Source organism: Pantoea sp. EKM20T (assembly GCF_011800485.1).
GTDB lineage: Bacteria > Pseudomonadota > Gammaproteobacteria > Enterobacterales > Enterobacteriaceae > Pantoea > Pantoea agglomerans.
In genome coordinates this window covers 17,854-42,818 of sequence record NZ_JAALFW010000016.1, presented here as the reverse complement: position 1 = coordinate 42,818, position 24,965 = coordinate 17,854, and the positions used below count along the sequence as shown (strand labels likewise).

25 protein-coding genes are annotated in these 24,965 nt (G+C 55.6%); 4 read left to right on the top strand and 21 right to left on the bottom strand.

Annotation, left to right across the window (positions count from 1 at the left end; genetic code table 11):
• Positions 1-25: 25 nt before the first annotated feature.
• Genes ycfP through hinT form a run of 6 tightly spaced genes read right to left on the bottom strand, consistent with a single transcriptional unit; the run spans position 26 to position 3,832 of the window.
• Complete coding sequence (gene ycfP / locus HFD94_RS20620) at positions 26-568, bottom strand: alpha/beta hydrolase YcfP (RefSeq protein WP_010246299.1); 543 nt, start codon at positions 566-568, stop codon at positions 26-28.
• A gap of 40 nt (positions 569-608) precedes the next feature.
• Entirely contained in the window at positions 609-1,649 is a 1,041-nt protein-coding gene (gene nagZ / locus HFD94_RS20615) for a beta-N-acetylhexosaminidase (RefSeq protein WP_033786532.1), read from the bottom strand.
• A gap of 39 nt (positions 1,650-1,688) precedes the next feature.
• Entirely contained in the window at positions 1,689-2,471 is a 783-nt protein-coding gene (gene thiK, locus HFD94_RS20610) for a thiamine kinase (protein WP_167433511.1), read from the bottom strand.
• A gap of 16 nt (positions 2,472-2,487) precedes the next feature.
• Positions 2,488-3,081 carry a penicillin-binding protein activator LpoB gene (lpoB, locus tag HFD94_RS20605; RefSeq protein ID WP_022625861.1) on the bottom strand — a complete coding sequence of 198 codons (594 nt, stop codon included), beginning with the start codon at positions 3,079-3,081 and terminating at the stop codon, positions 2,488-2,490.
• 11 nt (positions 3,082-3,092) lie between these two features.
• Entirely contained in the window at positions 3,093-3,461 is a 369-nt protein-coding gene (locus HFD94_RS20600) for a YcfL family protein (protein ID WP_010669861.1), read from the bottom strand.
• A gap of 20 nt (positions 3,462-3,481) precedes the next feature.
• Positions 3,482-3,832, bottom strand: coding sequence for a purine nucleoside phosphoramidase (hinT, locus tag HFD94_RS20595; protein WP_009090851.1), 351 nt, complete (start codon positions 3,830-3,832; stop codon positions 3,482-3,484).
• Positions 3,833-4,196: 364 nt separating this feature from the next.
• Here hinT and HFD94_RS20590 point away from each other — a divergent pair, with 364 nt between their 5' ends.
• Positions 4,197-5,795, top strand: a complete 1,599-nt coding sequence (locus tag HFD94_RS20590; RefSeq protein WP_167433508.1) for an MFS transporter — start codon at positions 4,197-4,199, stop codon at positions 5,793-5,795.
• A 3-nt stretch (positions 5,796-5,798) separates the two neighbouring features.
• A complete protein-coding gene (locus HFD94_RS20585; RefSeq protein ID WP_061901573.1) occupies positions 5,799-6,938 on the top strand; it encodes a glycoside hydrolase family 105 protein in 1,140 nt (379 codons plus the stop codon).
• Between the two features lie 54 nt (positions 6,939-6,992).
• Here the strand turns inward: HFD94_RS20585 and ptsG are convergent, their stop codons facing one another.
• The 14 genes from ptsG to yceD all read right to left on the bottom strand — a co-directional run bounded on the left by ptsG (position 6,993) and on the right by yceD (position 19,201).
• On the bottom strand, positions 6,993-8,429 hold the full coding sequence (gene ptsG, locus HFD94_RS20580) for a PTS glucose transporter subunit IIBC (protein ID WP_167433507.1): 1,437 nt from the start codon (positions 8,427-8,429) through the stop codon (positions 6,993-6,995).
• Between the two features lie 289 nt (positions 8,430-8,718).
• Positions 8,719-9,510, bottom strand: coding sequence for a metal-dependent hydrolase (locus HFD94_RS20575; RefSeq protein ID WP_167433506.1), 792 nt, complete (start codon positions 9,508-9,510; stop codon positions 8,719-8,721).
• A gap of 18 nt (positions 9,511-9,528) precedes the next feature.
• Positions 9,529-10,518, bottom strand: coding sequence for a DNA polymerase III subunit delta' (gene holB, locus HFD94_RS20570; RefSeq protein ID WP_052270910.1), 990 nt, complete (start codon positions 10,516-10,518; stop codon positions 9,529-9,531).
• Complete coding sequence (tmk, locus tag HFD94_RS20565) at positions 10,518-11,150, bottom strand: dTMP kinase (RefSeq protein WP_163639602.1); 633 nt, start codon at positions 11,148-11,150, stop codon at positions 10,518-10,520. The genes holB and tmk overlap by 1 nt, the downstream gene beginning before the upstream one ends.
• Entirely contained in the window at positions 11,140-12,159 is a 1,020-nt protein-coding gene (gene yceG / locus HFD94_RS20560; protein WP_010246324.1) for a cell division protein YceG, read from the bottom strand. Before yceG ends, tmk begins: the two co-directional genes overlap by 11 nt.
• Positions 12,156-12,971, bottom strand: coding sequence for an aminodeoxychorismate lyase (gene pabC / locus HFD94_RS20555; RefSeq protein ID WP_167433505.1), 816 nt, complete (start codon positions 12,969-12,971; stop codon positions 12,156-12,158). The genes yceG and pabC overlap by 4 nt, the downstream gene beginning before the upstream one ends.
• Before the next feature lie 91 nt (positions 12,972-13,062).
• A complete protein-coding gene (gene fabF / locus HFD94_RS20550) occupies positions 13,063-14,304 on the bottom strand; it encodes a beta-ketoacyl-ACP synthase II (protein ID WP_022625869.1) in 1,242 nt (413 codons plus the stop codon).
• Positions 14,305-14,389: 85 nt separating this feature from the next.
• Positions 14,390-14,626: an acyl carrier protein gene (gene acpP / locus HFD94_RS20545; protein WP_003849865.1), complete on the bottom strand. Its 237-nt coding sequence runs from the start codon at positions 14,624-14,626 to the stop codon at positions 14,390-14,392.
• Positions 14,627-14,780: 154 nt separating this feature from the next.
• Complete coding sequence (gene fabG / locus HFD94_RS20540; RefSeq protein ID WP_111533672.1) at positions 14,781-15,515, bottom strand: 3-oxoacyl-ACP reductase FabG; 735 nt, start codon at positions 15,513-15,515, stop codon at positions 14,781-14,783.
• 10 nt (positions 15,516-15,525) lie between these two features.
• The gene (gene fabD, locus HFD94_RS20535; protein ID WP_122889011.1) at positions 15,526-16,458 is read right to left on the bottom strand and encodes an ACP S-malonyltransferase; all 933 of its coding nucleotides are present in this window, start codon (positions 16,456-16,458) and stop codon (positions 15,526-15,528) included.
• A 16-nt stretch (positions 16,459-16,474) separates the two neighbouring features.
• Entirely contained in the window at positions 16,475-17,428 is a 954-nt protein-coding gene (locus HFD94_RS20530) for a beta-ketoacyl-ACP synthase III (RefSeq protein ID WP_010246341.1), read from the bottom strand.
• A complete protein-coding gene (gene plsX / locus HFD94_RS20525) occupies positions 17,429-18,469 on the bottom strand; it encodes a phosphate acyltransferase PlsX (protein ID WP_022625870.1) in 1,041 nt (346 codons plus the stop codon).
• 25 nt (positions 18,470-18,494) lie between these two features.
• Positions 18,495-18,665 (bottom strand): 50S ribosomal protein L32, encoded by a 171-nt coding sequence (gene rpmF / locus HFD94_RS20520; protein WP_003849870.1) that lies wholly within the window; start codon positions 18,663-18,665, stop codon positions 18,495-18,497.
• Between the two features lie 14 nt (positions 18,666-18,679).
• The gene (yceD, locus tag HFD94_RS20515; RefSeq protein ID WP_010246346.1) at positions 18,680-19,201 is read right to left on the bottom strand and encodes a 23S rRNA accumulation protein YceD; all 522 of its coding nucleotides are present in this window, start codon (positions 19,199-19,201) and stop codon (positions 18,680-18,682) included.
• Positions 19,202-19,341: 140 nt separating this feature from the next.
• Here yceD and HFD94_RS20510 point away from each other — a divergent pair, with 140 nt between their 5' ends.
• On the top strand, positions 19,342-19,929 hold the full coding sequence (locus HFD94_RS20510) for a nucleoside triphosphate pyrophosphatase (protein WP_010246348.1): 588 nt from the start codon (positions 19,342-19,344) through the stop codon (positions 19,927-19,929).
• A gap of 11 nt (positions 19,930-19,940) precedes the next feature.
• Here the strand turns inward: HFD94_RS20510 and rluC are convergent, their stop codons facing one another.
• Positions 19,941-20,897, bottom strand: a complete 957-nt coding sequence (gene rluC / locus HFD94_RS20505; protein ID WP_010669849.1) for a 23S rRNA pseudouridine(955/2504/2580) synthase RluC — start codon at positions 20,895-20,897, stop codon at positions 19,941-19,943.
• A 573-nt stretch (positions 20,898-21,470) separates the two neighbouring features.
• Between rluC and rne the strand changes: the two genes are divergently transcribed.
• Positions 21,471-24,929 carry a ribonuclease E gene (gene rne, locus HFD94_RS20500; protein ID WP_167433504.1) on the top strand — a complete coding sequence of 1,153 codons (3,459 nt, stop codon included), beginning with the start codon at positions 21,471-21,473 and terminating at the stop codon, positions 24,927-24,929.
• Positions 24,930-24,965 lie beyond the last annotated feature (36 nt).

Here is a 24,965-nt window from a genome sequence, read left to right as displayed (position 1 = left end):
AGGCACCTTGCGGTGCCTTTGCTGCTTAACCTAATGTTTTAAAAGCTTTTATCCGCTTAAGATGTGGGGATATATTTTTGAATTTGTGCCCTTCCGTCTCATCCCAGACAATTTCATAAAACGGATGCAGCTGGTCAGCAATGTGCTGGCTGTCGAGCGCCTCATCGTGACGGGAGAGAATGGCCAGGCAGCGGTCACGATTACGCTCGCGAAAATCGCTGACGCACTTCGTTGCGATATCCTGATACTCCTCCGGCCGGTCGATCTTCCCTTCCATGTTCGCCTGCGGCGAGAGGTTGGGATTAAAAATCACCTGCCGGATGCCGCACAGAAATCCAATGCGCTCTGACCAGAAGCCGCCCAGTCCGACGCCGCAAATCAGCGGCCGGTCGTCGTCAGAAAGCGTCAGCATCTTATCGGTCTCTTTTAGCAGAAACTGCATGTCATGTTTGGGATGGCGGGTGCTGTAACTGATCAACCTGACATCAGGATCGATAAATTGCAGTTGCAGCACTTTTTCGTGATTGCCCGGACTGTTGGAATCAAAACCGTGCAGATAGATGATCATGATAATCCTCAAGGTAGTGATAGCGCCGGGCAGTCACTGCTTACCACGACGCCTTATGAGCCAGCCAGCGTTCCTGAAGCGCACTCAGTTGCTGAGCATTATTTTTCCAGCGATGCGTTCCCCGCAGTTCATCGCGGGTAAACCTGCCCTGATGATACAGCTGTGTAACCCGCTCTGACCCGACCGGGATCAGGTTATCCAGTACACTGATGGCGCCCTGACGCTGATTGCAGACCAGAATCATGTCACAGCCCGCGGAAAGGGACTGCTGCGCCCGCTCAGGATAGCTGCCCATCACCGCTGCGCCCTCCATCGACAGATCGTCGGAGAAAATAATACCGTCAAAGCCCAGTTGCTTACGCAGCACGGTTTTAAGCCAGTATGGCGAACCACTGGCGGGCAGCGGATCAACTTCGGAGTAGATGACGTGTGCGGGCATGATGGCGTCCAGTGCCTGTTCGGTAATCAGCTTGCTGAAGATTGCCATGTCATGCTCACGCAGCGTCTTTTCGTCCCGCGGATCGCGTGGGGTCTCTTTATGCGAATCCGCACTCACCGCACCGTGACCCGGAAAATGTTTGCCCGTAGTCTTCATGCCCGCCTCGTGCATCCCGGCAATAAAGCGGCGGGCGACGTCAAGGGCGATGGCCGGATCGGCATGGAAAGAACGGTCGCCAATCGCGGCGCTGATATGACCAATATCGAGTACCGGCGCAAAGCTGATATCAATATCCATGGCGATCATCTCGGTCGCCATTTGCCATCCCGCCTGTTGCGCCAGTTCACCGGCGGTATCCAGGTCGTGCAACGCAGCAAAAGATTGCATGGCAGGCAGTTGGGTGAAGCCGTCACGGAAACGCTGCACGCGACCGCCCTCCTGATCCACCGCCACTACCAGCCGGGTGTGAGAGGCGGCGCGGATCTGCCGCACCAGCTCAGCCAGCTGTGCGGGATCATGATAATTTCGGGCAAATAAAATTAAACCGCCCACCAGCGGATGCTGCAGGATGTCGCGCTCTTCGCCATCCAGTTCATAACCCTCGACGTCAAGCATCAGGGGGCCGGGTAAATCTGATCTCATATCATGAATCCTGTAGCGAAACGCACCTGCGTAACGCGATTAAATCTGTTCCCAGCTCTGTCGAGCCAGCTGTTGTAATGTGTCGTCATCACGCTGACTGGCACGGAGCTGATACCAGCTGGCCATCAGCAACTGCAGCCAGGGCTGCCAGCGTCTGACCTGCTGCACCAGCGCGGTAAGCGGCAACTGCATCGCCGCGGCATACTCAGCCAGCCACTCGGCCTGGTGCTGCGGATCGCTGGCACAGACAGCCGCCAGCTCCAGCGCCACGTCGCCATCGGCGGCATACTCCCAGTCGATCAGACGCAGACCTTCGGGACCTTGTATGACATTTCCGGCATGCAGATCCATGTGCAGCGGAGCCAGCCTCAGCGGGTGAGGTTCACCCTGCTGCGTCAGACGCCTGAGCGCCCGCAACCAGCGGTGATGCCGCTGTGGAGTGAGCTGCCAGTAGCGCCATAACAGCGGCAACAACTGCACACGATAGCCGGTCAGCGGCTGCTGATGCAGCTGCTGTAGCAGTGCCACGATCTGTGGACGCTGCTGGCTGAAACGGTGTTCATCCAGCGCTTCGCCTGCGCACCAGGTCAGGATAATCCCCTGATGATGGCCCGCCACGGGCTGCGGTGCCACTCCGCTGGCTTGCAGTTTGCGTAACAGACGGAATTCACGCTGCCGATCCACAAACGGAATAACCGGTTGCGGTGCCGCCCGCGCGATAAAAGTTCCGCGCGGGCTGACAATCTTCTGGCTGTGCCCGGTCAGACCGGCAAGCGGGATAAAGGATGTCTTTTCTGGTTCGCCGGTGACCTGCTGAATCATCCGCTGGAAAGCGGGATTAATTCTGTGCAATGCCGTTGCCGGACCAGATGATCTCGCCGGTCTGGACCAGCATTAGTTGCATTTGCAGCGTCGGCGCTTTGACATCGCCACGCGCGTTGCTGTAGAGCACATACTGAGCATTAACGTTACGCGCCAGGCCAATCGCTTTACTGCGCGAGTTCAGGCTGTCATCCGGCGATAATCCCAGCGTCTGCTTGGCCTGCGCCAGTTGGTCAGCAGAAACCAGGGTGAATTTGCCGTTGTTATTCAGCGCATTCTGGATAGCTGCCGTCGCTTTCTCGCTTTGCAGCGCACCGTTGGTGCTGTTTTTAACCCGATCCACCAGCAACACGCTGCCCGGCTCGGCGCTGGCGGCCTGTAACATCTGCGCCACCAGCGGCTGAACGCTGGCATCCCAGTTGATAGTAACCAGTTTCGGTGGCTGCGGCACAGGCTGCGGTTGCGGCACCGGTTCAGGTTGTGGAACGGGCTGCACCGGCTCCACAGGCTGGGTCGGTTCAACCGGTGCAGGCTGCTGCTGTTTCACGACACAGCCGGTCAGAATGAGCGCCATCAGTAGCGCTCCGGTACGATTAACACTGCGTATCACGTAGAAAATCCTTAAAGATAGAGATAAAGACGAACCTTGCTGGCCGTCAGGTTACCCAGTTGCGAAGTGGCGATAATGCTGCCCTGCGCCGGAACGGTAACGGTCTGCGCCGGTTCCTGCGGGGTGATTTCCAGCCCTTTGTCGTCATACCAGTAGTAACGATAGTGCACAACAACCGGTGTTTCGCGCTGATTATAGAGCACGCTGGTGGCACGCTTCAGTCCATCGTTCTCATCCAGCGTCGGTTCATCGGTAATGATCCCTGCCGACAACACAGAGGACTCCATCACCAGCGACTGTGACGTATTGATCATCGGTTTATCACTGCTGCAGGCCGTCAGGCAGAGCAGGATCGGCAGGCCAGTCAGCCAGGATCGCATAGCACGCTTCCGTTATCAGGTCAGTTAGAGAGCATCGGTCCCAGCGGTTCACCGCCCAGCAGATGCATATGAATGTGATAAACCTCCTGACCACCATGTTGATTGCAGTTCACAATCAGACGATAACCATTTTGATCGATACCTTCCTGACGGGCGATTTTCGCCGCGGTAGTAAACATACGTCCCAGCGCATGCTCATGCGCCGCTTCCGCCTCGTTGACCGTTGGGATCAGCACATTCGGCACGATTAAAATATGGGTCGGCGCTTTGGGCGAAATGTCGCGGAAGGCAGTGACCAGCTCATCCTGATAAACCACATCAGCGGGGATTTCGCGGCGGATAATTTTACTAAAAATGGTTTCTTCTGCCATGGTGCAATTCCTTTAGCTTTAGCCTGAGTCTTAATCAATCAGTATGCGGGAGAAATTTGTTTTCTTTCAACCTCAGGACCACTTTTCTTGCATTGTTCGCCTGCCTTTGCAGCAGCACCCTCTCTCCGTGACTCGCACGCTGTTCAGAATGCTAACAACGCCCCTGCCACACCAGAAAATGAAACGCTGTTTTATAAATTAGAATTTCGCCACCCTTTTCTTTGTATGACTGCCACTTCAGAGCCAGCACTTGCCAAATTGCGAAGGTTTAGCCGACCCGTCAGTTCTACTTTGCTAACCAGTCCGGGTGAGATGACCGGCGTCACCAGGGATAAACCGCCATAAACATCAAGGAGCATCAGACATGCGCTCACGTAAAATTGGTCTTGGCCACTATCTGGCCTACGGTTCCGGAGATTTTCTTGGAGCAGGCACCACGGCGCTGACCGCCGCCTGGTTGCTCTATTTTTACACCACCTTTTGTGGGTTAACCCCGATTCAGGCCACGCTGATCTTTGCCGCTGCCCGCGTGCTGGATGCGATAGTCAGTCCGCTGATGGGCTTTCTGACCGATAACTTCGGTTCGACCTGGCTGGGCAAACGCTTTGGCCGCCGCAAATTCTTTATCCTGCTCGGCATACCCTGTGTATTCAGTTATAGCCTGATGTGGCTCAGCGACATGAGTTTCTGGTGGTATCTCTGCACGTATCTGTTGTTTGATATCGTCTACACCATGATCCTGGTGCCGTATGAAACGCTGGTGCCGGAAATGACCGACGATTTCAAACAGAAAACCCGCTTCTCCGGTGCCCGCATCGGCCTGGCACAGCTGTCGGCCATTCTGGCTGCCTTTTTACCCGGTATTTTGCTGGGTATGCTGGGCAAAGATAATCCTCTCTCCTTCTTCTACGCCAGCCTGGTGTTTTCGGTAATCTGCGCGCTGGTGCTGACGCTGGTGTGGTGTTTTACCTGGGAGCGTCACCCCGATGACTTTTCCGCCGAGTCACGCCGTGCAGAACAGGAAAAGCAGCAGCTGACGCTGATGCAGAATCTCAAACGGCTCTATGTCGAGCTGGCTTCAACCTTACGCATCCGCATCTTCCGCCAGCACCTTGGCATGTACCTCGGCGGCTATATCGCCCAGGATGTGTTTAACGCCGTCTTTACCTGGTATGTGGTATTTGTGCTGATGCAGAGCGCTCAGGTCGCCTCCAGCCTGATGGGCACCATGGCGGTGCTGCAGTTTATTGCCGTGATGGCGATGATTCCGCTCTGCATCCGCATGGGACCCGCGCCCGCCTACCGTCTGGTGGCTGTGCTGTTTGGCCTGGCGGCGCTCTCTTACGCTGGATTGTGGTATGCCGGAATGAACGACAACATGTCGCTGCTGTTGGTGATCTCTGCCCTGGCAGGCCTGGGACGTGGCGGCATCAACTATGTGCCGTGGAACACCTATACCTATATCGCCGATGTGGATGAGGTGATCACCGGACAGCGCCGTGAAGGAATTTTTGCCGGCATCATGACCCTGACGCGTAAAGCGTCGCAGGCTGGCGCAGTCATGCTGGTCGGCATCGTGCTGCAGCTCTCCGGCTTTGTCTCTGGACAGGCGACCCAGGTACCCGGCGTCAGCCACACTATCCTGGCGATTCTCAGCATAGGCACTGTGGCCGTGCTGGCCTGCGGCTTTATCGTGTCACTGCGCTTTAAGCTTAATCTGCAGACCCACACTGTGCTGCGCCAGGAGACGCTGAAGATGCGCGACGCGGGCCGCATCGTGCCGGAAAGCATCACGCCGGAAGCACGCGGAATTGTAGAAACGCTGGCTGGCATGCCTTACGAAAATCTTTGGGGCAACAACAACATTGGCTTCCTTAATCGTAATAAGCCAGCGCCGGAAAAATTGTCCGCACATCCCACTTTAAACCCTTCTTTAAACCCGACCTTAAAACGACAGGAATAAACCATGACTGTATTTCCCGTTAAACACAGCAAATTATTGTGCCAGCCCGAACATCTGTTGCCACGCAGCGAACTGGTACAGCTGATTCAAAAGCTGACACAGAATCTGGTTAACATCACCGATGAGACAGGCGAATTTTTATTACGGCTGGACGATGGCCGGGTGATTGATACCAAAGGCTGGGCGGGTTGGGAATGGACACACGGCATCGGTCTGTATGGCATGCTGCACTACTATCAGCAGACCGGTGACCAGCAGACGCTGGCGATCATTGATGAGTGGTTTACGCAGCGTCTGGCGGAAGGCACGCCGACCAAAAATGTGAATACCGTTTGTCCTTTTCTGACGCTGGCCTACCGTTACGAAGAGACCGGGAACCCGGCCTGGGTGCCGGTGCTGGAGCGCTGGGCAGAATGGGTCATGTATGAGATGCCGCGTACCGAACAGGGCGGCCTGCAGCACATTGTCTATAACAACGAAAACCCGCAGCAGCTCTGGGACGATACGCTGATGATGAGCGTAATGGCGCTGGCGAAAATTGGCCAGTTGCTGAAGCGCGATGAGTGGATTGAAGAAGCGAGTTATCAGTTCCTGCTGCACACCCAGTATCTGATGGATCGCAAAACCGGCTTATGGTTCCACGGCTGGAACTTTGACGGTCGCCATAACTTTGCTGATGCACGCTGGGCGCGCGGTAACAGCTGGGTGACGATTGTTATTCCCGACTTCCTGGAGATGATGAACTGGCCTGAGCATCACGCTACCCGCCGTTTTCTGCAGCAGGTGCTGGAGACCCAGGTTAAAGCGCTCAGGGAGTGTCAGCACAGCAGCGGATTGTGGCACACCCTGCTTGATGATCCGCACAGCTACCCGGAAGCCTCCGCCACCGCCGGGTTTGCCTATGGCATTCTGAAAGGGGTTCGCAAGCGTTATCTGCCCGCGGAATATCTCGAGGTGGCAGAAAAAGCGTTGCGCGGCGTGATTGCCAATATTGATGACGATGGCGAGTTAAAACAGGTCTCCTTTGGTACCGCAATGGGCAAGGATCTGGATTACTACCGCACGGTTCCTCTGACCTCTATGCCCTACGGCCAGGCGATGGCCCTGCTCTGCCTGACAGAGTATCTGCGCGTTTACCTCTGAATCCCGGCCAAAAAAAAGCCCCGCTAAGCGGGGCTTTTTCATCGCTGTAAATCATTACATGCTGCGGATGTAATCATCCATATCGGTTTTCAGGTTATCGGATTTAGTCCCGAAAATCGCCTGCACACCGGAACCGGCAACCACCACGCCACGGGCGCCGAGGTTTTTCAGTTCAGTCTGATCCACTTTCGCCACATCGGCGACGCTGACACGTAAACGGGTGATACAGGCATCCAGGTTGGTGATGTTCTCTTTACCACCAAACGCCGCCACCAGTTTGCCCGCCATCTCTGTACCGGTCGCGGTAGATTGCTCGCTGCTGCTGCTCTCTTCACGGCCAGGTGTTTTCAGATCCAGCTTCGCGATCAGTACACGGAATATGGTGTAGTAAACCAGACCATAGATGATACCAACAATCGGGAACAGCCAGATTTTACTGCTGTTGCCGCTCAGGACGATAAAGTCGATCAGACCGTGAGAGAAGCTGGTGCCATCACGCATCCCAAGCAGGATACAGATTGGGAATGCCAGACCCGCCAGCAGCGCATGGATCACATACAGGATTGGTGCCACGAACATGAATGAGAATTCAATCGGTTCGGTGATACCGGTCAGGAATGCGGTCAGCGCGGCGGAGATCATGATACCGCCCACTTTGGCGCGATTTTCAGGCTTCGCTGAATGCCAGATAGCAATCGCTGCCGCTGGCAGACCGTACATTTTGAACAGGAAGCCGCCAGAGAGTTTACCTGCGGTCGGGTCACCCGCCATATAGCGCGGGATATCACCGTGGAACACCTGACCTGCCGCATTGGTGTATTCACCGATCTGCATCTGGAAAGGAACGTTCCAGATGTGATGCAGACCAAATGGCACCAACGCGCGTTCAATTACGCCATAAATACCAAAGGCGACAACCGGGTTTTGATAGGCAGCCCACTGTGAGAACTTCTGAATCGCGGAACCTATCGGTGGCCAGATAAAGGAGAGCAGTACGCCGAGAATGATAGCTGCCAGACCGGAAATAATCGGCACAAAACGCTTACCGGCAAAGAAGCCCAGATATTCTGGCAGCTTGATGCGGTAGAAGCGATTAAACATGTACGCGGCAATAGAGCCGGCGATAATACCGCCCAGTACCCCGGTGTCGGCGAGGTGTTTAGCCTCGATCTCCGCCGCAGGCAGATGCAGCACCAGCGGGGCAACCACCGCCATGGTTTTCACCATGATGCCATAGGCAACAACCGCTGCCAGCGCCGAAACGCCGTCATTATTGGTAAAGCCCAGCGCCACACCAATAGCGAAAATCAGCGGCATGTTGGCGAACACCGATCCACCCGCTTCTGCCATCACATGCGAAACCACTGCAGGTAACCAGCTGAAATTGGCTGAACCGACCCCTAACAAAATACCGGCAATCGGCAGAACCGATACCGGCAGCATCAGCGATTTACCGACCTTTTGAAGGTTGGCAAAAGCATTTTTGAACATAGCGTGAAGCTCCTGAGTAAGAGTGCATATTTGCGCAGTGCGCGTGGCAAAGAGGGAGGATTCTTTGCCGGGCTGGCGGTGACCGCCTTTTGATTTATTACGAAGGGTAAAATAATTCCCGATTTGTTACTTTGACGGGTATCACGTTTCGACAATCACAAGGGCGCACTTTACGAAATTTCTTACTGATTCGCACCAGTAATCGGCGATAAAAAGCTGACCCTGTCTGAAAAAACAGGGTCATATACGCAGGTTACAGATTAATTACAGAGGCTGAAATAATAGCTGATCAGGCGCCCAGCTGGCTCATCGGGATATGAAACAGCGTTGAGAAGTTTTGGGTTGTTGTGGCTGCCAGCGTTTCTAAATCCACCCCTTTTAGTACAGCCAGATATTCGGCAACATCGCGCGTATAAGCGGGCTGATTCTCTTTACCACGCAAAGGCACCGGGGCCAGATAAGGCGAATCCGTTTCCACCAGCATCCGATCCAGCGGCACATAGCGTGCGGCTTCACGTAACTGCTCGGCATTGCGGAATGTGACGATGCCGGAAAAAGAGATGTAGAAGCCCATATCCAGCAGTTTTGCTGCGGTGGGCTGATCCTCAGTGAAGCAGTGCAGCACGCCGCCGCAACGTTCAACCTGCTCTTCACGCAGAATCGCCAGTGTATCTTCGCGGGCATCACGGGTGTGAACAATGATCGGTTTGTTCAGCGCAATACCGGTACGGATATGTTCCCGGAACGAACGCTGCTGCTGATCTTTCGTTTCTGGCTGATAGTGATAATCCAGCCCGGTTTCACCCAGGGCCACCACCTGAGGATCGGCAGAGAGCCGACGAAACTCCTCAACATCATAGGCCTCTTCCTGATTCAGCGGATGCACACCGCAGGAGAGCGCTATATTTTTCCGTTCGCCGACCAGACTTTTAAGGGTATGAAAACCCGGCAGCGTAGTGGCGATTGCCAGCATAAATTTCACATCACGCGCCGCCGCTTTGGCGATCACATCATCCAGGTCACGATGGTTTTTTTCATAGTCCAGGCCATCAAGATGGCAATGGGAATCCACAATAAACATAATTACTCTCAGATAGGTTTAGCCGACAAGCGCGGGCTTCTGTTTGTCCGCCCAGCTCAGAAGCTGATCGGTCAGCAATAATTCGCGATTCACCGATGCCACATGCAGTAGCTGCTCGCGACAGCGCATCCACTCCTGGAGGCTGCTGTTGAGCGCGCTGGCTGAAAAGTATCCGGCCAGCAACTGCACCACATCCTGACGATCGATATTACTCAGCCACTGACCCGCATGTTGCTGCCACTTCATTGCATCCAGCAGCAAAGAGAGCAGCCAGCCGATACGCGCTGCCGCGTCGTCGGCGTTCAGCGCAGGCAGCAGTTGCAGGATGTCCTGCTGCAACGCAGCGGACAGCGCATCGCAGAGCTTCTGCCGGGCCTGCCACGGTCCGTTTTCCAGCAGGCTCAGCGCCGCACCGGGTGCACCTGCGCTCAGACGCAGAGCCGCCAGCAGCATCTGTTCGTCGTGCGCAGCGTGCTTCTTCAGCCAGAGCAGGCTTTGTCCTTCGTCCGGCGGCGTCAGATGCAGCGCCATGCAGCGGCTGCGCAGCGTGGCCAGCAGGCGCGAGGGATCGCGGCTGCTGAGGAAGAACCAGCTGTTGGCTGGCGGCTCTTCCAGCGTTTTCAGCAAGGCGTTGGCCGCCGCTTCCGAAAGCTGCGCGGCATCCGGCAGCCAGACCACTTTCGCGCCGCCCTGCTGACCAAAGTGGTACATTTTTTCCGTTACCTGCCGCACCGCGTCGATGCCCAGGGTACTTTTGCCCTTCTCCGCCTCAAGCCGATACCAGTCAGGATGGGTATTGGCCTGCATCAGCTGGCAACCGTGACACTGCCCGCAACTTTTCAGGCCATCCCGCTGCTGGCACATCAGCCAGCGGCTCATCCCCCAGACCAGCGCCTCATCGCCCATACCTGCCATCGCCTGGATCAACAACGCATGGTGAGCGCGATTCTCCTGATGCTGGCCAATCACCTGGCGATAAGGCTGATTCAGCCACGGATACCAGTTCATCACGCCTGCTCCGCCAGCCAGCCATCCAGCGCCGCCTGAAGTGACGCTGTCACATCACCCAGTGATTGTGTCGCATCGATGGTGATGATGGTGGGGTCCTCCGCTGCCAGCGCCAGATAGCGCGCGCGGGTGCGTTCAAAGAAGCGCAATGACTCCTGCTCAATGCGATCCAGCTCACCGCGCGCACGGGCGCGCTGCAGACCGATATCGGGTGTCACATCAAGATAGAGCGTGAGATCGGGGCGGAAATCACCTAACACGGTATCACGCAGTGTCTGCATCAGATCGGCGTCAAGTCCACGTCCGCCCCCCTGATAAGCCTGAGAAGAGAGATCATGACGGTCGCCGATCACCCAGGCACCGCGCGCCAGCGCCGGTTTAATGACCGTTTCCACCAGCTGAACCCGCGCCGCATAGAGCATCAGCAGTTCCGCTTTATCTGTAACCTGCTCGCCCTCAATACCCTGCTTAACCAGCACCCGCAGCTGTTCTGCCAGCGGCGTACCGCCTGGCTCACGGGTAAAGACCAGATCGTGAATGCCACGGGCACGCAGCGTGGCGACGATGGCGTCACGCGCGGTGGTTTTACCGGCGCCTTCCAGGCCTTCAATGACGATAAACTTACTGTTCATTTTTTTCCTTTAGCGTCTGCCGGTAAACCTGCACCGCCTTGTTATGGCTGGCAAGATTAGTCGTAAAGGTATGGCCGCCCTTGCCGTCCGCAACAAAGTAGAGATAGTTGGTTTTCTCGGGATGGGCCGCTGCCTGCAGAGAGGCTTTACCCGGCATGGCGATCGGACCCGGCGGCAGACCGTTAATGATATAGGTATTGTAAGCGCTGGCCGTCTCAAGATCTTTGCGGGTCAGCGTCCCGTTATAGCTGTCGCCCATGCCATAGATGACGGTGGGATCGGTCTGTAACCGCATACCGGTGCGCAGGCGATTGATAAACACCGAGGCTACGCGCGCGCGCTCTTCGCTGACGCCGGTCTCTTTCTCAATGATTGAGGCCATGGTCACCAGATCCTGCGGGGTTTTATAGGGCAGATTATCCGCCCGTCCCTGCCACACCTCAGCAATGGTTTTTTTCATCCGCTCATGAGCGCGCTGCAGCAGCGCCATATCGGTGGTATTAGCCGTGTAGAGCCAGGTATCCGGGAAGAAGTTGCCCTCCAGCTGCTCAGGCTCCACTTTTAGTGCGCTGGCAAGGGTGGCGAACTGATCATCTTTCAGGGTATGCCGGATATAAGGCGCTTTGCGCAGCTCACTCAGCCACTCTTTCAGCCGCTGGCCTTCCACGAACCGCACCGGGAACTGCGCCTCTTTACCGCTGGCCAGCAGCTGTAACAGCGAACGCACCGTCATGGTCGGCTCAAGGCGATAGGTACCCGCCTTGAAGGTCGCCAGTTCAGGTTCCAGACGCAGCAGCGCGCCAAACCAGATACTGTGCGGAATAATCTTCTGCTCTTCCAGCTGCGCTTCAAGTGCGACCCGGCCCGTGCCGGCAGGCAGCGTGTAGATCGTTTCCTGCTGCAGGGTTAACGGGGTGGCCGCAAACCGCTTAACCTGCCAGTAACTCAGCACAGCCGCGAGACCCACGATCGCCAGCAGGCTGACGACGATTTTTTTGCTTCGAATCATGATGCATCCATTATCTTTTCACAGCTTGCGCGCAACTGATTAAACAGCGAACGCTCAGTAAACTCTACCGCTTCTATCTGTCGGACCGGCAGGACCGGCATCAGCGCGTTACATATCACCACTTCATCGGCGGCCAGCAACTGCGCCGGTTCGCTTTTTATTACCTGGCAAGCCTGGCCTTCGGCCGCAAGTTGCGCCATCAGACTTCGCCGCATAATGCCATCCACGCCCGACGCTGACAGATCAGGCGTAAAAATTTGCGAGCCCTGACGCCAGAATAAATTGGCCGCACAGCATTCCACCACCCAACCTTCAGTGTCAAGCACCAGTGCCTCGTCGGCGTCTGTCTGGTCAAGATGAGCTCTGATCATCACCTGCTCCAGACGATTAAGGTGCTTGATACCGGCAAACTGTGGATTACGTGCCAGACGGACCGGGCTGAGCCGGAGTGACGCGCCACGGTGCTGTAAATCGGCGTAGTGTTGCGGCCAGGGCGCCAGCGAGACGATTCGCGTGGATTCACCACAGCCGCACCGGCTGTAGCCCCGTCCGCCGCTGCCGGCACTGATAATCACTTTCAGCACCGCCTGGGTTTGTTGCTGCGCGGCCTGTTGCATTTCAGTCTCAAGCTGAAGCCAGTCGACGCCATCAATCCATAACCGCTCACAGCCCTCTTTAAGGCGCTGAATGTGGCTCTCCAGCAGCACGATTTTACCCTGACGCACCGCGGCGGTAGTAAAACAGCCATCCCCAAACTGCAGGCCGCGGTCGCTGGCGGCCAGCATCGATTGTTTTAACCCGTTAATCCACATGGTTCTCTCCTGAGCGTGACTCGTGATTTCAGCGCATTCTGCAGGATAAAAAAAGGCCCGCATCGCGGGCCTTTTTAGCAATCAACAACGATTACACTTTACGGAAGATCAACGAACCGTTGGTTCCGCCGAAACCGAAGGAGTTACACAGGGTGTACTCCAGACCGGGAACCTGACGCGCGGTGTGGGGCACGAAGTCGAGATCGCAGCCCTCATCCGGATTGTCGAGGTTAATGGTCGGTGGAACGGCCTGGTCGCGCAGCGCCAGAATCGAGTAGATCGATTCAACCGCGCCTGCCGCACCCAGTAAGTGTCCGGTCATTGATTTGGTCGAGCTCACCATCACGCTGCTGGCTGCTGCCCCAAAGACCGATTTCACCGCCCGCGCTTCCGCTTTATCACCCGCTGGCGTGGAGGTGCCGTGCGCGTTGACATAGCCGATCTGCTCTGGCGTAAGCTGAGCATCGCGCAATGCGTTGATCATTGCCGCGGCGGCGCCTGATCCATCTTCTGGTGGTGAAGTCATGTGGTAGGCATCGCTGCTCATACCAAAACCTACGATTTCCGCGTAGATTTTCGCACCACGTTTCTTCGCATGTTCATACTCTTCGAGTACCACAATGCCAGCGCCGTCACCCAGCACAAAACCGTCACGATCTTTATCCCACGGGCGGCTGGCCGCTTGCGGGTTTTCATTACGGGTTGAGAGAGCACGTGCTGCACCAAAGCCACCGACGCCTAATGGCGTACTGGCTTTCTCTGTGCCACCCGCCAGCATCACATCAGCATCGTTATAGGCGATGATGCGTGCGGCATGACCGATGTTATGCACACCAGAGGTACAGGCTGTCGCGATAGAGATGCTTGGACCTTTCAGGCCATACATGATGCTGAGATGACCCGCCACCATGTTAACGATGGTTGAAGGCACAAAAAATGGGCTGATTTTGCGCGGGCCGCCGTTGACCAGTGAAGTATGATTCTCTTCAATCAGACCTAAACCACCGATGCCGGAGCCAATTGCTGCGCCCATACGGCTTGCATTTTCGTCGGTAACAACCAGACCACTGTCCTGCATGGCCTGCATACCGGCCACAATGCCGTACTGGATGAAGGCATCCATCTTGCGCTGATCTTTGCGCGAGATGTAGTCATCACAATTAAAATCTCTTACCAGACCTGCAAAACGTGTTGCATAAGCACTGGTATCAAAATGGTCGATCAGGGTAATGCCGCTCTGACCGGCAAGGAGAGCACTCCAGGTAGACTCTACGGTATTGCCGACAGGAGACAACATGCCAAGACCAGTCACAACTACACGACGCTTAGACACGTTCGTCCTCCAGGGAGGGGAAATAGGGAACTATGTGGGACAAACAAAAAAATCAGGCGGTCGAGCGACCGCCTGAAGATATTCATTAGCCTTTATGGCTATTGATATAGTCGATCGCTGCCTGAACGGTAGTGATTTTCTCAGCTTCTTCGTCTGGAATCTCAGTATCAAACTCTTCTTCCAGAGCCATCACCAGCTCAACGGTATCAAGAGAATCGGCACCCAGGTCTTCTACGAAAGATGCAGAGTTGGTGACTTCTTCCTCTTTCACACCCAGCTGCTCACTGATGATTTTCTTAACGCGTTGTTCGATATCGCTCATACTATTTAATTTCCTATCAAAACTCGCTTTCGCGATGGTTTTCGTAGTGTATAAAATGGTGAAAAAGATGCAACAAAATCCCGGCTGGTCGAACCACGATTTTGCGTTATTTTGCGGTTCTAACCGCAAATAAAGCAAATCATTTCGTGATTTATCAGACCATGTACATTCCGCCGTTGACGTGCAGCGTTTCACCTGTGATGTAGGCTGCTTCGTCAGAGGCTAAAAATGCCACAGCATTGGCGATTTCCTGAGCTTCGCCTAAGCGACCCGCAGGAACTTCCGCCAAAATACCGGAACGTTGATCTTCGTTCAGTGCCCGCGTCATGTCAGTCTCAATAAAGCCTGGAGCCACGACGTTGACGGTAATGCCACGTGACGCGATTTCGCGCGCCAGTGATTTGCTAAAGCCAATCAAACCCGCTTTTGCTGCCGCATAGTTTGCCTGGCCCGCATTACCCATGGTTCCAACAACGGAACCAATGGTGATGATACGGCCCACGCGCTTTTTCATCATGGCACGCAGGACCGCCTTGGAAAGGCGGAATACCGATGTGAGGTTGGTATCCAGGATATCCTCCCACTCATCGTCCTTCATGCGCATGAGAAGATTATCACGCGTAATGCCTGCATTATTGACTAAAATATCCACTTCGCCAAATTCAGCACGAATATTCTCTAAAACAGTGCTGATTGAGTCAGCGTCAGTCACATTCAGTAACAGGCCTTTGCCCTTGTCGCCAAGGTAAGCACTGATGGCGTCGGCGCCACTCTGGCTGGTTGCAGTTCCTACCACTTTAGCACCGCGTGCCGCCAGTGTTTCTGCAATCGCACGACCAATGCCGCGACTCGCGCCGGTAACCAGCGCAACTTTACCTTCAAAGCTCATGATATTCCTCTTATTCCTTACCGAGTGCAGCCGTCAGGGATGCAGTATCGTTAACGGCAGCCGCTGTCAGGCTATCGGCAATACGTTTCGTCAGTCCGGTCAGGACTTTACCTGGCCCCATCTCCAGGAGCTGCGTCACGCCCTGTGCTGCCATCGCTTCCACGCTCTCGGTCCAGCGAACCGGGCTGTAGAGCTGACGGACCAGCGCATGGCGGATGGCCGCAGCGTCGGTTTCAGCTTTCACATCAACGTTGTTGATCACCGGTACCGCAGGCGCGTTAAAGGTGATGCTCTCCAGCGCCACCGCCAGTTTATCGGCCGCAGGCTTCATCAGTGCGCAGTGAGAAGGAACGCTGACCGGCAGTGGCAAGGCACGCTTAGCGCCCGCTGCTTTACAGGCGGCACCCGCACGTTCAACGGCTTCTTTGTTACCCGCAATAACCACCTGGCCCGGCGAGTTAAAGTTAACCGGTGAGACGACCTGACCCTGCGCGCTCTCTTCACAGGCTTTGCGGATAGCCGCGTCATCCAGGCCAATAATCGCCTGCATCGCGCCAGTGCCTTCAGGCACCGCTTCCTGCATCAGTTTGCCGCGCAGTTCAACCAGCTTCACTGCATCCGCAAAGTTAAGCACACCCGCGCAAACCAGCGCTGAATATTCACCCAGGCTGTGACCAGCCATCAGGGCTGGCTGTTCACCGCCCTGCTGCTGCCAGACACGGTAGATTGCCACGGAGGCGGCTAACAGTGCAGGCTGAGTCTGCCAGGTTTTGTTCAGCTCTTCAGCCGGACCCTGACTCACTAATTGCCACAGATCATATCCCAGCACGTCAGAGGCTTCACGGAAAGTCTCTTCTACCAGCGGATACGTTGCCGCTAATTCAGTCAGCATGCCCACGGTCTGTGAACCCTGACCGGGGAAAACAAATGCAAATTGCGTCATTTTTCGTTCCTGTCAATCAAAAGCGAACCAGCGCAGAACCCCAGGTGAATCCACCACCAAAGGCTTCCAGCAGAATAAGGTGTCCGGGTTTGATGCGGCCATCACGGACCGCTTCATCCAGTGCGCTTGGCACCGATGCGGCAGAGGTATTGCCATGACGATCCAGTGTGACGACCACTTTATCCATGGTCATGCCGAGTTTTTTCGCGGTGGCACTGATAATGCGCAGGTTCGCCTGATGCGGCACCAGCCAGTCCAGCATTTCACGATCGAGATTATTGGCCTGCAGCGTTTCATCAACGATGTGAGCCAGCTCGGTGACGGCAACCTTGAAGACTTCGTTGCCTGACATGGTGACATAAGCGGGCTGATCCTGATGCGCACGATCCTGATAAGGCAGCGTCAGCAGCTGTGAATAGCGACCATCAGCATGAAGATGGGTAGAGATGATCCCCTGCTCTTCGCTCTGACCCAGCACGACCGCGCCTGCACCATCGCCAAACAGGATGATGGTGCCGCGATCTTCCGGATCAAGTGCGCGTGCCAGGACATCAGCACCAATCACCAGCGCATGTTTCACCGCGCCATTTTTGATGTATTGATCGGCCACGCTCAGTGCATAGGTGAAACCTGCACAGGCGGCAGCGAGGTCAAACGCCGCGCAGTCTTTGATTTCCAGCATTTGCTGGATCATGCAGGCAGAGCTGGGGAAGGCATGGCTGGAAGAGGTTGTGGCGACAATAATCAGCCCAACATCGTTCGCTTCAATGCCTGCCATTTCAAGGGCGCGTTGCGCCGCGCTGAATCCCATGGTGGCGACGGTTTCGTCAGGCGCAGCAATACGACGCTCGCGGATGCCGGTACGGGTAACAATCCACTCGTCCGACGTCTCCACCATTTTTTCCAGATCGGCATTGGTGCGGATCTGGCTTGGCAGATAACTGCCCGTACCGATAATTTTGGTATACATCTAGGCTTTGTCACTCCTGGCTAATACAGCATCAAGGCGCGCAGCAATTCGCTCGGGAATTTGCTGCCTCACCGCCTGCTCTGCCTGTTCTATCGCCACAGCGAAGGCGTGTTGATTTGCCGCACCGTGACTCTTGATCACTGTTCCGCGCAATCCTAACAGACAAGCGCCATTGTACTGGTCAGGGTGGAGATGCCCGAAGCGCTTCGTCAGACGTTTCTGAATCCAGCGCCCCAGCAACTGAAGCCACCATGACCGTTTTTTACCTTCCCCTGATGACTTCAGCAGAGAAAGAAACATTCTTACCACGCCTTCCATAGTCTTCAGCGTGACGTTTCCGACAAAACCGTCACAGACCATCACATCCGTTTTACCGGTGAGCAGTTCGTTACCTTCAAGGTAACCAATATAGTTGATTTGCGGTGATTCTCGCAGCACTGCCGCGGCGTCGCGGATCGTTTCCAGCCCTTTGGTCTCTTCATGACCAATATTGAGCAACGCGACACGGGGCCGTGCAATACCAAGCACATGCTCAGCCATTACCGACCCCATTACAGCAAACTGCACCAGCATCGCACTGTCTGAGCCCACATTTGCGCCCAGATCCAGCACCACGGTTTTACCCTGTTGCTGGTGCGGTAAAACGGACATCAGCGCCGGACGTTTAATGCCATCCAGCGGTTTTAATAAGAGCGTCGACAGCCCCATCAGCGCACCGGTATTCCCGGCGCTGATGCAGGCCTGCGCACGTCCCTCTTTAACCATCTCCAGTGCCACACGCATTGAGCTGCCGCGACTGTTGCGGATGGCCTGAGCGGGCCGCGCATCACTTGCAATAACCGATTCGGCAGGGATGACCTGCAAACGCCCCATCAGGGAGGAATCCGCTTTGGCAAGCAATGGCATGAGGGTGTCGGGATGTCCGACCAGAAGAAGGAATAGTTCCGAATGAGAGGCCAGTGCCTGCAATGCTGCAGGCACTGTCACGCAGGGACCGAAGTCCCCGCCCATGGCATCAATCGCCAGGGTCAAACGTGTCAAGGTATCGCCTTGCTAAGCAAGAAACTTACTTAACGATAACCTTGCGACCGCGGTAGTAACCGTCCGCAGTGATGTGGTGACGCAGATGAGTTTCGCCAGAAACTTTATCTACTGACAGAGCAGCAGTGGTCAGCGCATCGTGCGAACGACGCATACCACGCTTAGAACGGGTGGGTTTATTCTGTTGTACGGCCATGGACCTTACTCCTATTACTTACGCTTTAAACTGGCTAATACGGCAAATGGATTTGGTTTCTCCACCTCTGCAGGCAGTTTACCAAAGACCATGTCCGCCTCGGACACTTCACAGTGTTCAGAATCGTGCACCGGAACGACCGGCAGCGCGAGAATAATTTCATCCTCGACAACCGCCAGCAGATCGATCTCACCAAACTCGTTGACATCGACCGGCTCGTACGCTTCCGGCAATGCCTCGGCCTGCTCTTCAGAAGAGACAGGGCTGAAGCAGTAACTCACTTTTACGTGATGAGGAAAGGTCTGGTTGCAGCGCTGGCAACGCAACGTCACTTGTACTTCAGCAGTACCCGTCAGTACTGCCAGACGTTGGTTATCAACCGCAAACGACATGGCACAATCCACATCACTGTCCACACTAACGACCGACTCGGCCACACGCTCCACCTGTACAGATGTGTAGACACCCTGATAATCAAGGCGCTTCTGAGCAGTGCGGACAGGGTCCAGCGTTAGGGGTAATTTTACCTTTTGCATAGGGCGCGCATATTAACTTTGTAATGTCATAGAGTCAAAGAAAAAGGCCGTTAAACAGCATCTTTCAACCACTATTCGCATCCAGTGCGGCGCACAGTTTAAAATGACTGTCACCAATTCGCTATCACTATTGAAAAAAAATGACGCCATCGATTCTTTTAGCTTCAACCTCGCCCTTTCGGCAGGCATTACTGCATAAACTCGGCCTGCCTTTTATTACCGCCGCGCCTGAGGTTGATGAGTCACCCCAGCCCGATGAAACCGCTGAAGCGCTGGTAACCCGTCTTGCCGTGGCTAAAGCGCAGGCACTGGCAAAAACGTATCCCAGCCACTGGATAATCGGCTCCGACCAGGTTTGCGTGCTGGATGGCGCTATCGCCGGTAAGCCTCACACGGCTGAGAATGCGCGGGCGCAACTGCGTGCCGCCAGCGGAAAAGCCATTACCTTTTATACCGGTCTGGCGCTATTTCATCCGGTCAGTGGCACGCTGCTGCACTGCTGTGAGCCCTTTGTGGTTCATTTCCGCACGTTGACTGACGCTGAAATCAGCGGCTATGTGGAAAAGGAGCAGCCGCTTCAGTGTGCGGGCAGTTTTAAAAGTGAAGGTCTGGGGATTTGTCTGTTTGATCGGCTGGAGGGACGCGATCCCAATACGCTGGTCGGGCTGCCGTTGATCGCGCTCAATGAGATGTTGCAGCAGGCCGGCATCAATCCTTTAACGAACTGATGCCGGAGAGATTACGCTTTCCGCTGACGCAGCTTAAGCAGGCATTGCTTCAGGCCATCATCCAGTGGCGCTTCGACCCGCATCACTTCGCCAGTGCCGGGATGCGTAAAGGTCAGCGCCGCAGCATGCAGGAAAAGGCGTTTTAAACCGGTTGCCGCCAGCTGACTGTCAAACTCACGTTCTCCGTAGCGATCGTCGAAGGCAATGGGATGCCCGGCATGCAGCGTATGGACGCGAATCTGATGGGTACGACCGGTGACCGGGCTCGCTTTCACCAGCGTGGCAAACTCGAACCGCTCTTCTACTTTAAAGCGGGTTTCCGAGGCTTTGCCTTCGCTGCTGACGCGCACCACGCGCTCACCGCTTTGCAGGATGTTTTTCAGCAGCGGCGCCTGAACCACCTTCAGGTGTGACGGCCAGTTGCCGCGCACCAGGGCCAGATAGTCTTTCTGCATCCCCTTTTCGCGCAGTTGCTCATGGAGGGAACGCAGCGCCGAACGCTTTTTAGCGACCAGCAGAATGCCGGAGGTGTCACGATCCAGGCGATGCACCAGCTCCAGAAAGCGCGCTTCCGGTCGCAGGGCACGTAACCCTTCAATCACCCCGAAGCTGAGTCCGCTACCGCCATGCACGGCTGTGCCGGAAGGCTTATTCATCACCAGCAGCGACTCATCCTCAAACAGGATGGCATCGGCCAGTGAAGCCACTTTCGCCAGTTTGGGGGAAACGGCATCTTCATCGCGTTCCGCTACCCGAACCGGCGGAATGCGCACCTCATCGCCCTCCTCCAGCTTATATTCTGGCTTGACGCGCTTTTTATTCACCCGCACCTCGCCTTTGCGAACGATGCGATAAATCATGCTTTTGGGCACACCCTTGAGCTGGGTGCGCAAAAAGTTATCAATGCGTTGTCCGGCATTTTCAGCCGTGATGGCGACAAAATGTACGCCGGGATTCTCTGTTTTCATGGCGGCGATTCTAAATAGTGTCCCCTGATAGCGCCACCCCTTTTTCTGTGCTTAACTCTGGAGTTGATGTGACGGCAGGTCGCCTCTCTGCTGGCTTTTTCAGCAAAGCGCTGTTTTGTCCGACACATTAGCGATTTAAATGTAAAGAAACTTCACAAGCTGGCTAAAGTCGCCTTGCTATATGAAGGTTAGCAATGGAATAATGCTTGAGTTTCTTACCTGAACCATTTCAGGGCAGAAAAAGAGCGAAATTGTCATTTTGCCGGATTGAGCAGACACGCAGCAATGGCGTAAGACGTAATGCGAAATCAGGCACTTAGCGGGCTGCGGGTTGCGGCCTGGACAACAGTATGGGATGCACGGGTTTTCTTTATTCTCTCAGGCATTTCCACTATCTGGTGCTGTTTTCCCTTATGAAAAACAGGCCACCGACGTTATTTGCGCCCCTCGCGCGGTCGACAGCCGTGAGGTTGACGACATTGCACTAAGTCACGGGGCCATCGGTTGATACTCGTCCAGGGTAACTATGCCCGCAGCTGTAATCACTCATGAAAGAATAACGAGTAAGTCACGATGAAAAGAATGTTAATAAACGCAACTCAGCAGGAGGAGTTGCGCGTTGCCCTGGTTGACGGTCAGCGTCTGTACGATCTGGATATTGAAAGTCCTGGACACGAGCAGAAAAAAGCCAACATTTACAAAGGTAAAATCACTCGCATTGAACCCAGCCTTGAAGCTGCGTTTGTCGATTACGGCGCAGAGCGTCACGGTTTCCTCCCGTTAAAAGAAATCTCCCGCGAATACTTCCCCTCCAGCTATAACGCGCATGGTCGTCCGAATATTAAAGACGTGCTGCGTGAAGGTCAGGAAGTCATTGTTCAGATCGATAAAGAAGAACGCGGCAATAAAGGCGCTGCGCTGACCACCTTTATCTCTCTGGCGGGCAGCTATCTGGTACTGATGCCGAACAACCCACGTGCAGGCGGTATCTCTCGCCGTATCGAAGGTGACGATCGTACCGAGCTGAAAGAAGCCCTGTCGGCGCTGGAACTGCCGGAAGGCATGGGCCTGATTGTCCGTACTGCGGGCGTCGGTAAATCAGCCGAATCGCTGCAGTGGGATTTAAGCTTCCGTCTAAAACACTGGGAAGCGATCAAGAAAGCCGCTGAAAACCGCCCTGCTCCGTTCCTGATCCATCAGGAAAGTAACGTGATTGTGCGTGCCTTCCGCGACTATCTGCGTCAGGACATCGGTGAGATCCTTATCGATAACCCGAAAGTACTGGAACTGGCGCGTCAGCATATCGCTGCGCTGGGCCGTCCGGACTTCAGCAGCAAAATTAAGCTCTACACCGGTGAAATCCCGCTGTTCAGCCACTATCAGATCGAATCGCAAATCGAATCCGCTTTCCAGCGTGAAGTCCGCCTGCCTTCCGGTGGCTCGATTGTGATCGACAGTACCGAAGCGCTGACCGCTATCGATATCAACTCAGCACGTGCAACGCGCGGCGGTGACATCGAAGAGACGGCGTTCAACACCAACCTTGAAGCGGCCGATGAGATTGCTCGTCAGCTGCGTCTGCGTGACCTGGGCGGCCTGATCGTTATCGATTACATCGATATGACGCCAGTACGCCATCAGCGCGCGGTTGAGAATCGTCTGCGTGAAGCTGTCCGTCAGGACCGCGCCCGCATTCAGATCAGCCACATTTCACGTTTCGGCCTGCTGGAGATGTCCCGTCAGCGTCTGAGCCCGTCATTAGGTGAATCCAGTCATCACGTCTGCCCACGCTGTAGCGGCACCGGCACCATCCGTGATAACGAGTCACTGGCGCTGTCGATCCTGCGTCTGATTGAAGAAGAAGCGCTGAAAGACAACACCAAAGAAGTTCACGCCATTGTTCCGGTTCAGGTGGCCTCTTACCTGCTGAATGAAAAACGTGAAGCGGTTAACGCTATTGAAACACGCCAGGGTGGCGTGCGGGCTATCATCGTTCCTGATGACAAGATGCAGACCCCACACTACTCCGTGCTGCGCGTGCGCAAAGGCGAAGAGACGCAGACCCTGAGCTATCATCTGCCGAAGCTGCATGAAGCCGAAATGGCGATGCCGTCGGAAGAGGAACATGCTGAACGTCGTCGTCCTGAGCAGCCTGCTCTGGCCGCGTTTGTAATGCCTGATGCGCCTCCGGCACCGGTAGAAGTTGAGCCAGAAGCGCAACGCGCTGAAGCCCAGCCAGCCGCAAAATCAGCACCTGCTGTGGCTGTGCCTGCTACCGTCAGCACCGGCTTCTTTGGCCGTCTGCTTGGTGGCCTGAAAAAAATGTTCGCAGGCGAAGAAGCCCCTGCCGCCGCACCCGTGGCCACTGAGGTTGCAGAACCGCAGAAAGCGCCTGAAAGCGAGCAGGAAAACGGCAACGGCCGTGGCGAGCGCCGGAGCAATAATAACAACCGTCGTAACAATAATCGTCGTGAGCGTACGCCGCGTAACGGAGATAACGCGCAGTCGCGTGAAGGCCGTGAACCACGCGAAAACCGTGAGCCTCGTGAAAACCGCGAACCTCGTGAAAGTCGTGAACCGCGCGAAAGTCGCGAGCCACGTGAAAATCGCGAGCCACGCGAGGGTAACGATAATCGCCGTAACAAGCGTCAGTCCCAGGCTGGTGAAGTGCGTGAAGAGCGTCCGGCACTGAGCGAAGAAGCGCGCCAGCAGCGTGATGAGCAGCAGCAACAGCGCCGTGAACAGCGTGCTGAGCGTCAGCGTCGTCGTCAGGAAGAGAAACGTGCCGGTGAAGAAGCCGCCAAAGTGGCTGAGCAGCCGGTAGTGGTAGCCGACGTTCCGGACGTGACCGAGCCGCAGGATGATGAGCGCGTACAGGTTATGCCGCGTCGCAAGCCGCGTCAGCTGAACCAGAAGGTGCGTGTTGATGATAACCGTCCACCTATGCCAGCCGAAGCCAGCGACTTTGCCCAGCCGGCTGAAGTGCGTCAGCCTCAGCAGACAGACGTGGCTCAGCCGCAGCCTGAGTTCCAGGCACCGCAGGGTGAAGAGCAGGATGACAACGACAACCGTGATAACGCCAATATGCCGCGTCGTTCACGTCGTTCGCCTCGTCATCTGCGCGTCAGCGGACAGCGTCGTCGTCGTTACCGTGATGAGCGTTATCCGACTCAGTCAGCAATGCCGCTGGCCGCTGCAGCTGCATCACCAGAGATGGCATCCGGTAAAGTCTGGATCCGTTACCCGGTGAGCCAGGCCAGCGAAGAGCAGGTTCAGAATGTGACTCACGAGACGCCAGCGTACAACCGCGAAGAGACAGCAGACGCCGCCAGTGCGCTGCCCGTTGCTGCCGCAGTTGAATCTGTTGCTCAGGAAGCGCCAGTGCAACAGGCCGAGCCGCAGGCAGAAACGCCAGTGCCGGTCGTGAACACTGACGATACCCGTGCTATCGACGCGCCGGTTAACGAGCAGCCTTCCGTTGTTCCGGCGGCAGATGAAGCAAAAGCGGAAGCGGTAGCAGCCGAAGCCGTGCCTGCTGAGCCTGTCACCGAAGCGCCGGTTGTGACACCTGCGGTTGAGACTGCACAGCCTGCAGCGGTTGCAGAAGAAGCACAGCCTTCAGAGGTTGCTGAGCAATCGGCTACCGACGTCAGTGAAGCGATCGCAGCAGAAGTTGAAGAAGTTCTGAATGCGCCGGTCGCTGCTGAAGCTGAAACAGCGCCAGTTCGTGAACCTCATGCTCCGGTGGCCGCACGCGATGTCGCCCCTGCAGCACCGGTGACTGCGGCCGAACCTGTTGCATCAGTACCTGCAACGGCATCCGAGCCTGCAACGGCATCAGTGCCAAATGATGGTACGCGCTGGAAGCATTTTGCCTCTGCGCCGATGACTAAAGCGCCTGCGCCAGTCTGGCAGTCAGAACCGGCACCGCACAGTGACTGGGTGCGTGCACCGTATGAGTTCGACGGTCGCGGTTCTGCGGGTGGTCATAGCGCCACACATCATGCCACTGCCCCGGCGACCAAGCCGTAACGCATAAGCTGTTGTGAACTAAACCCCGGCCTGCAA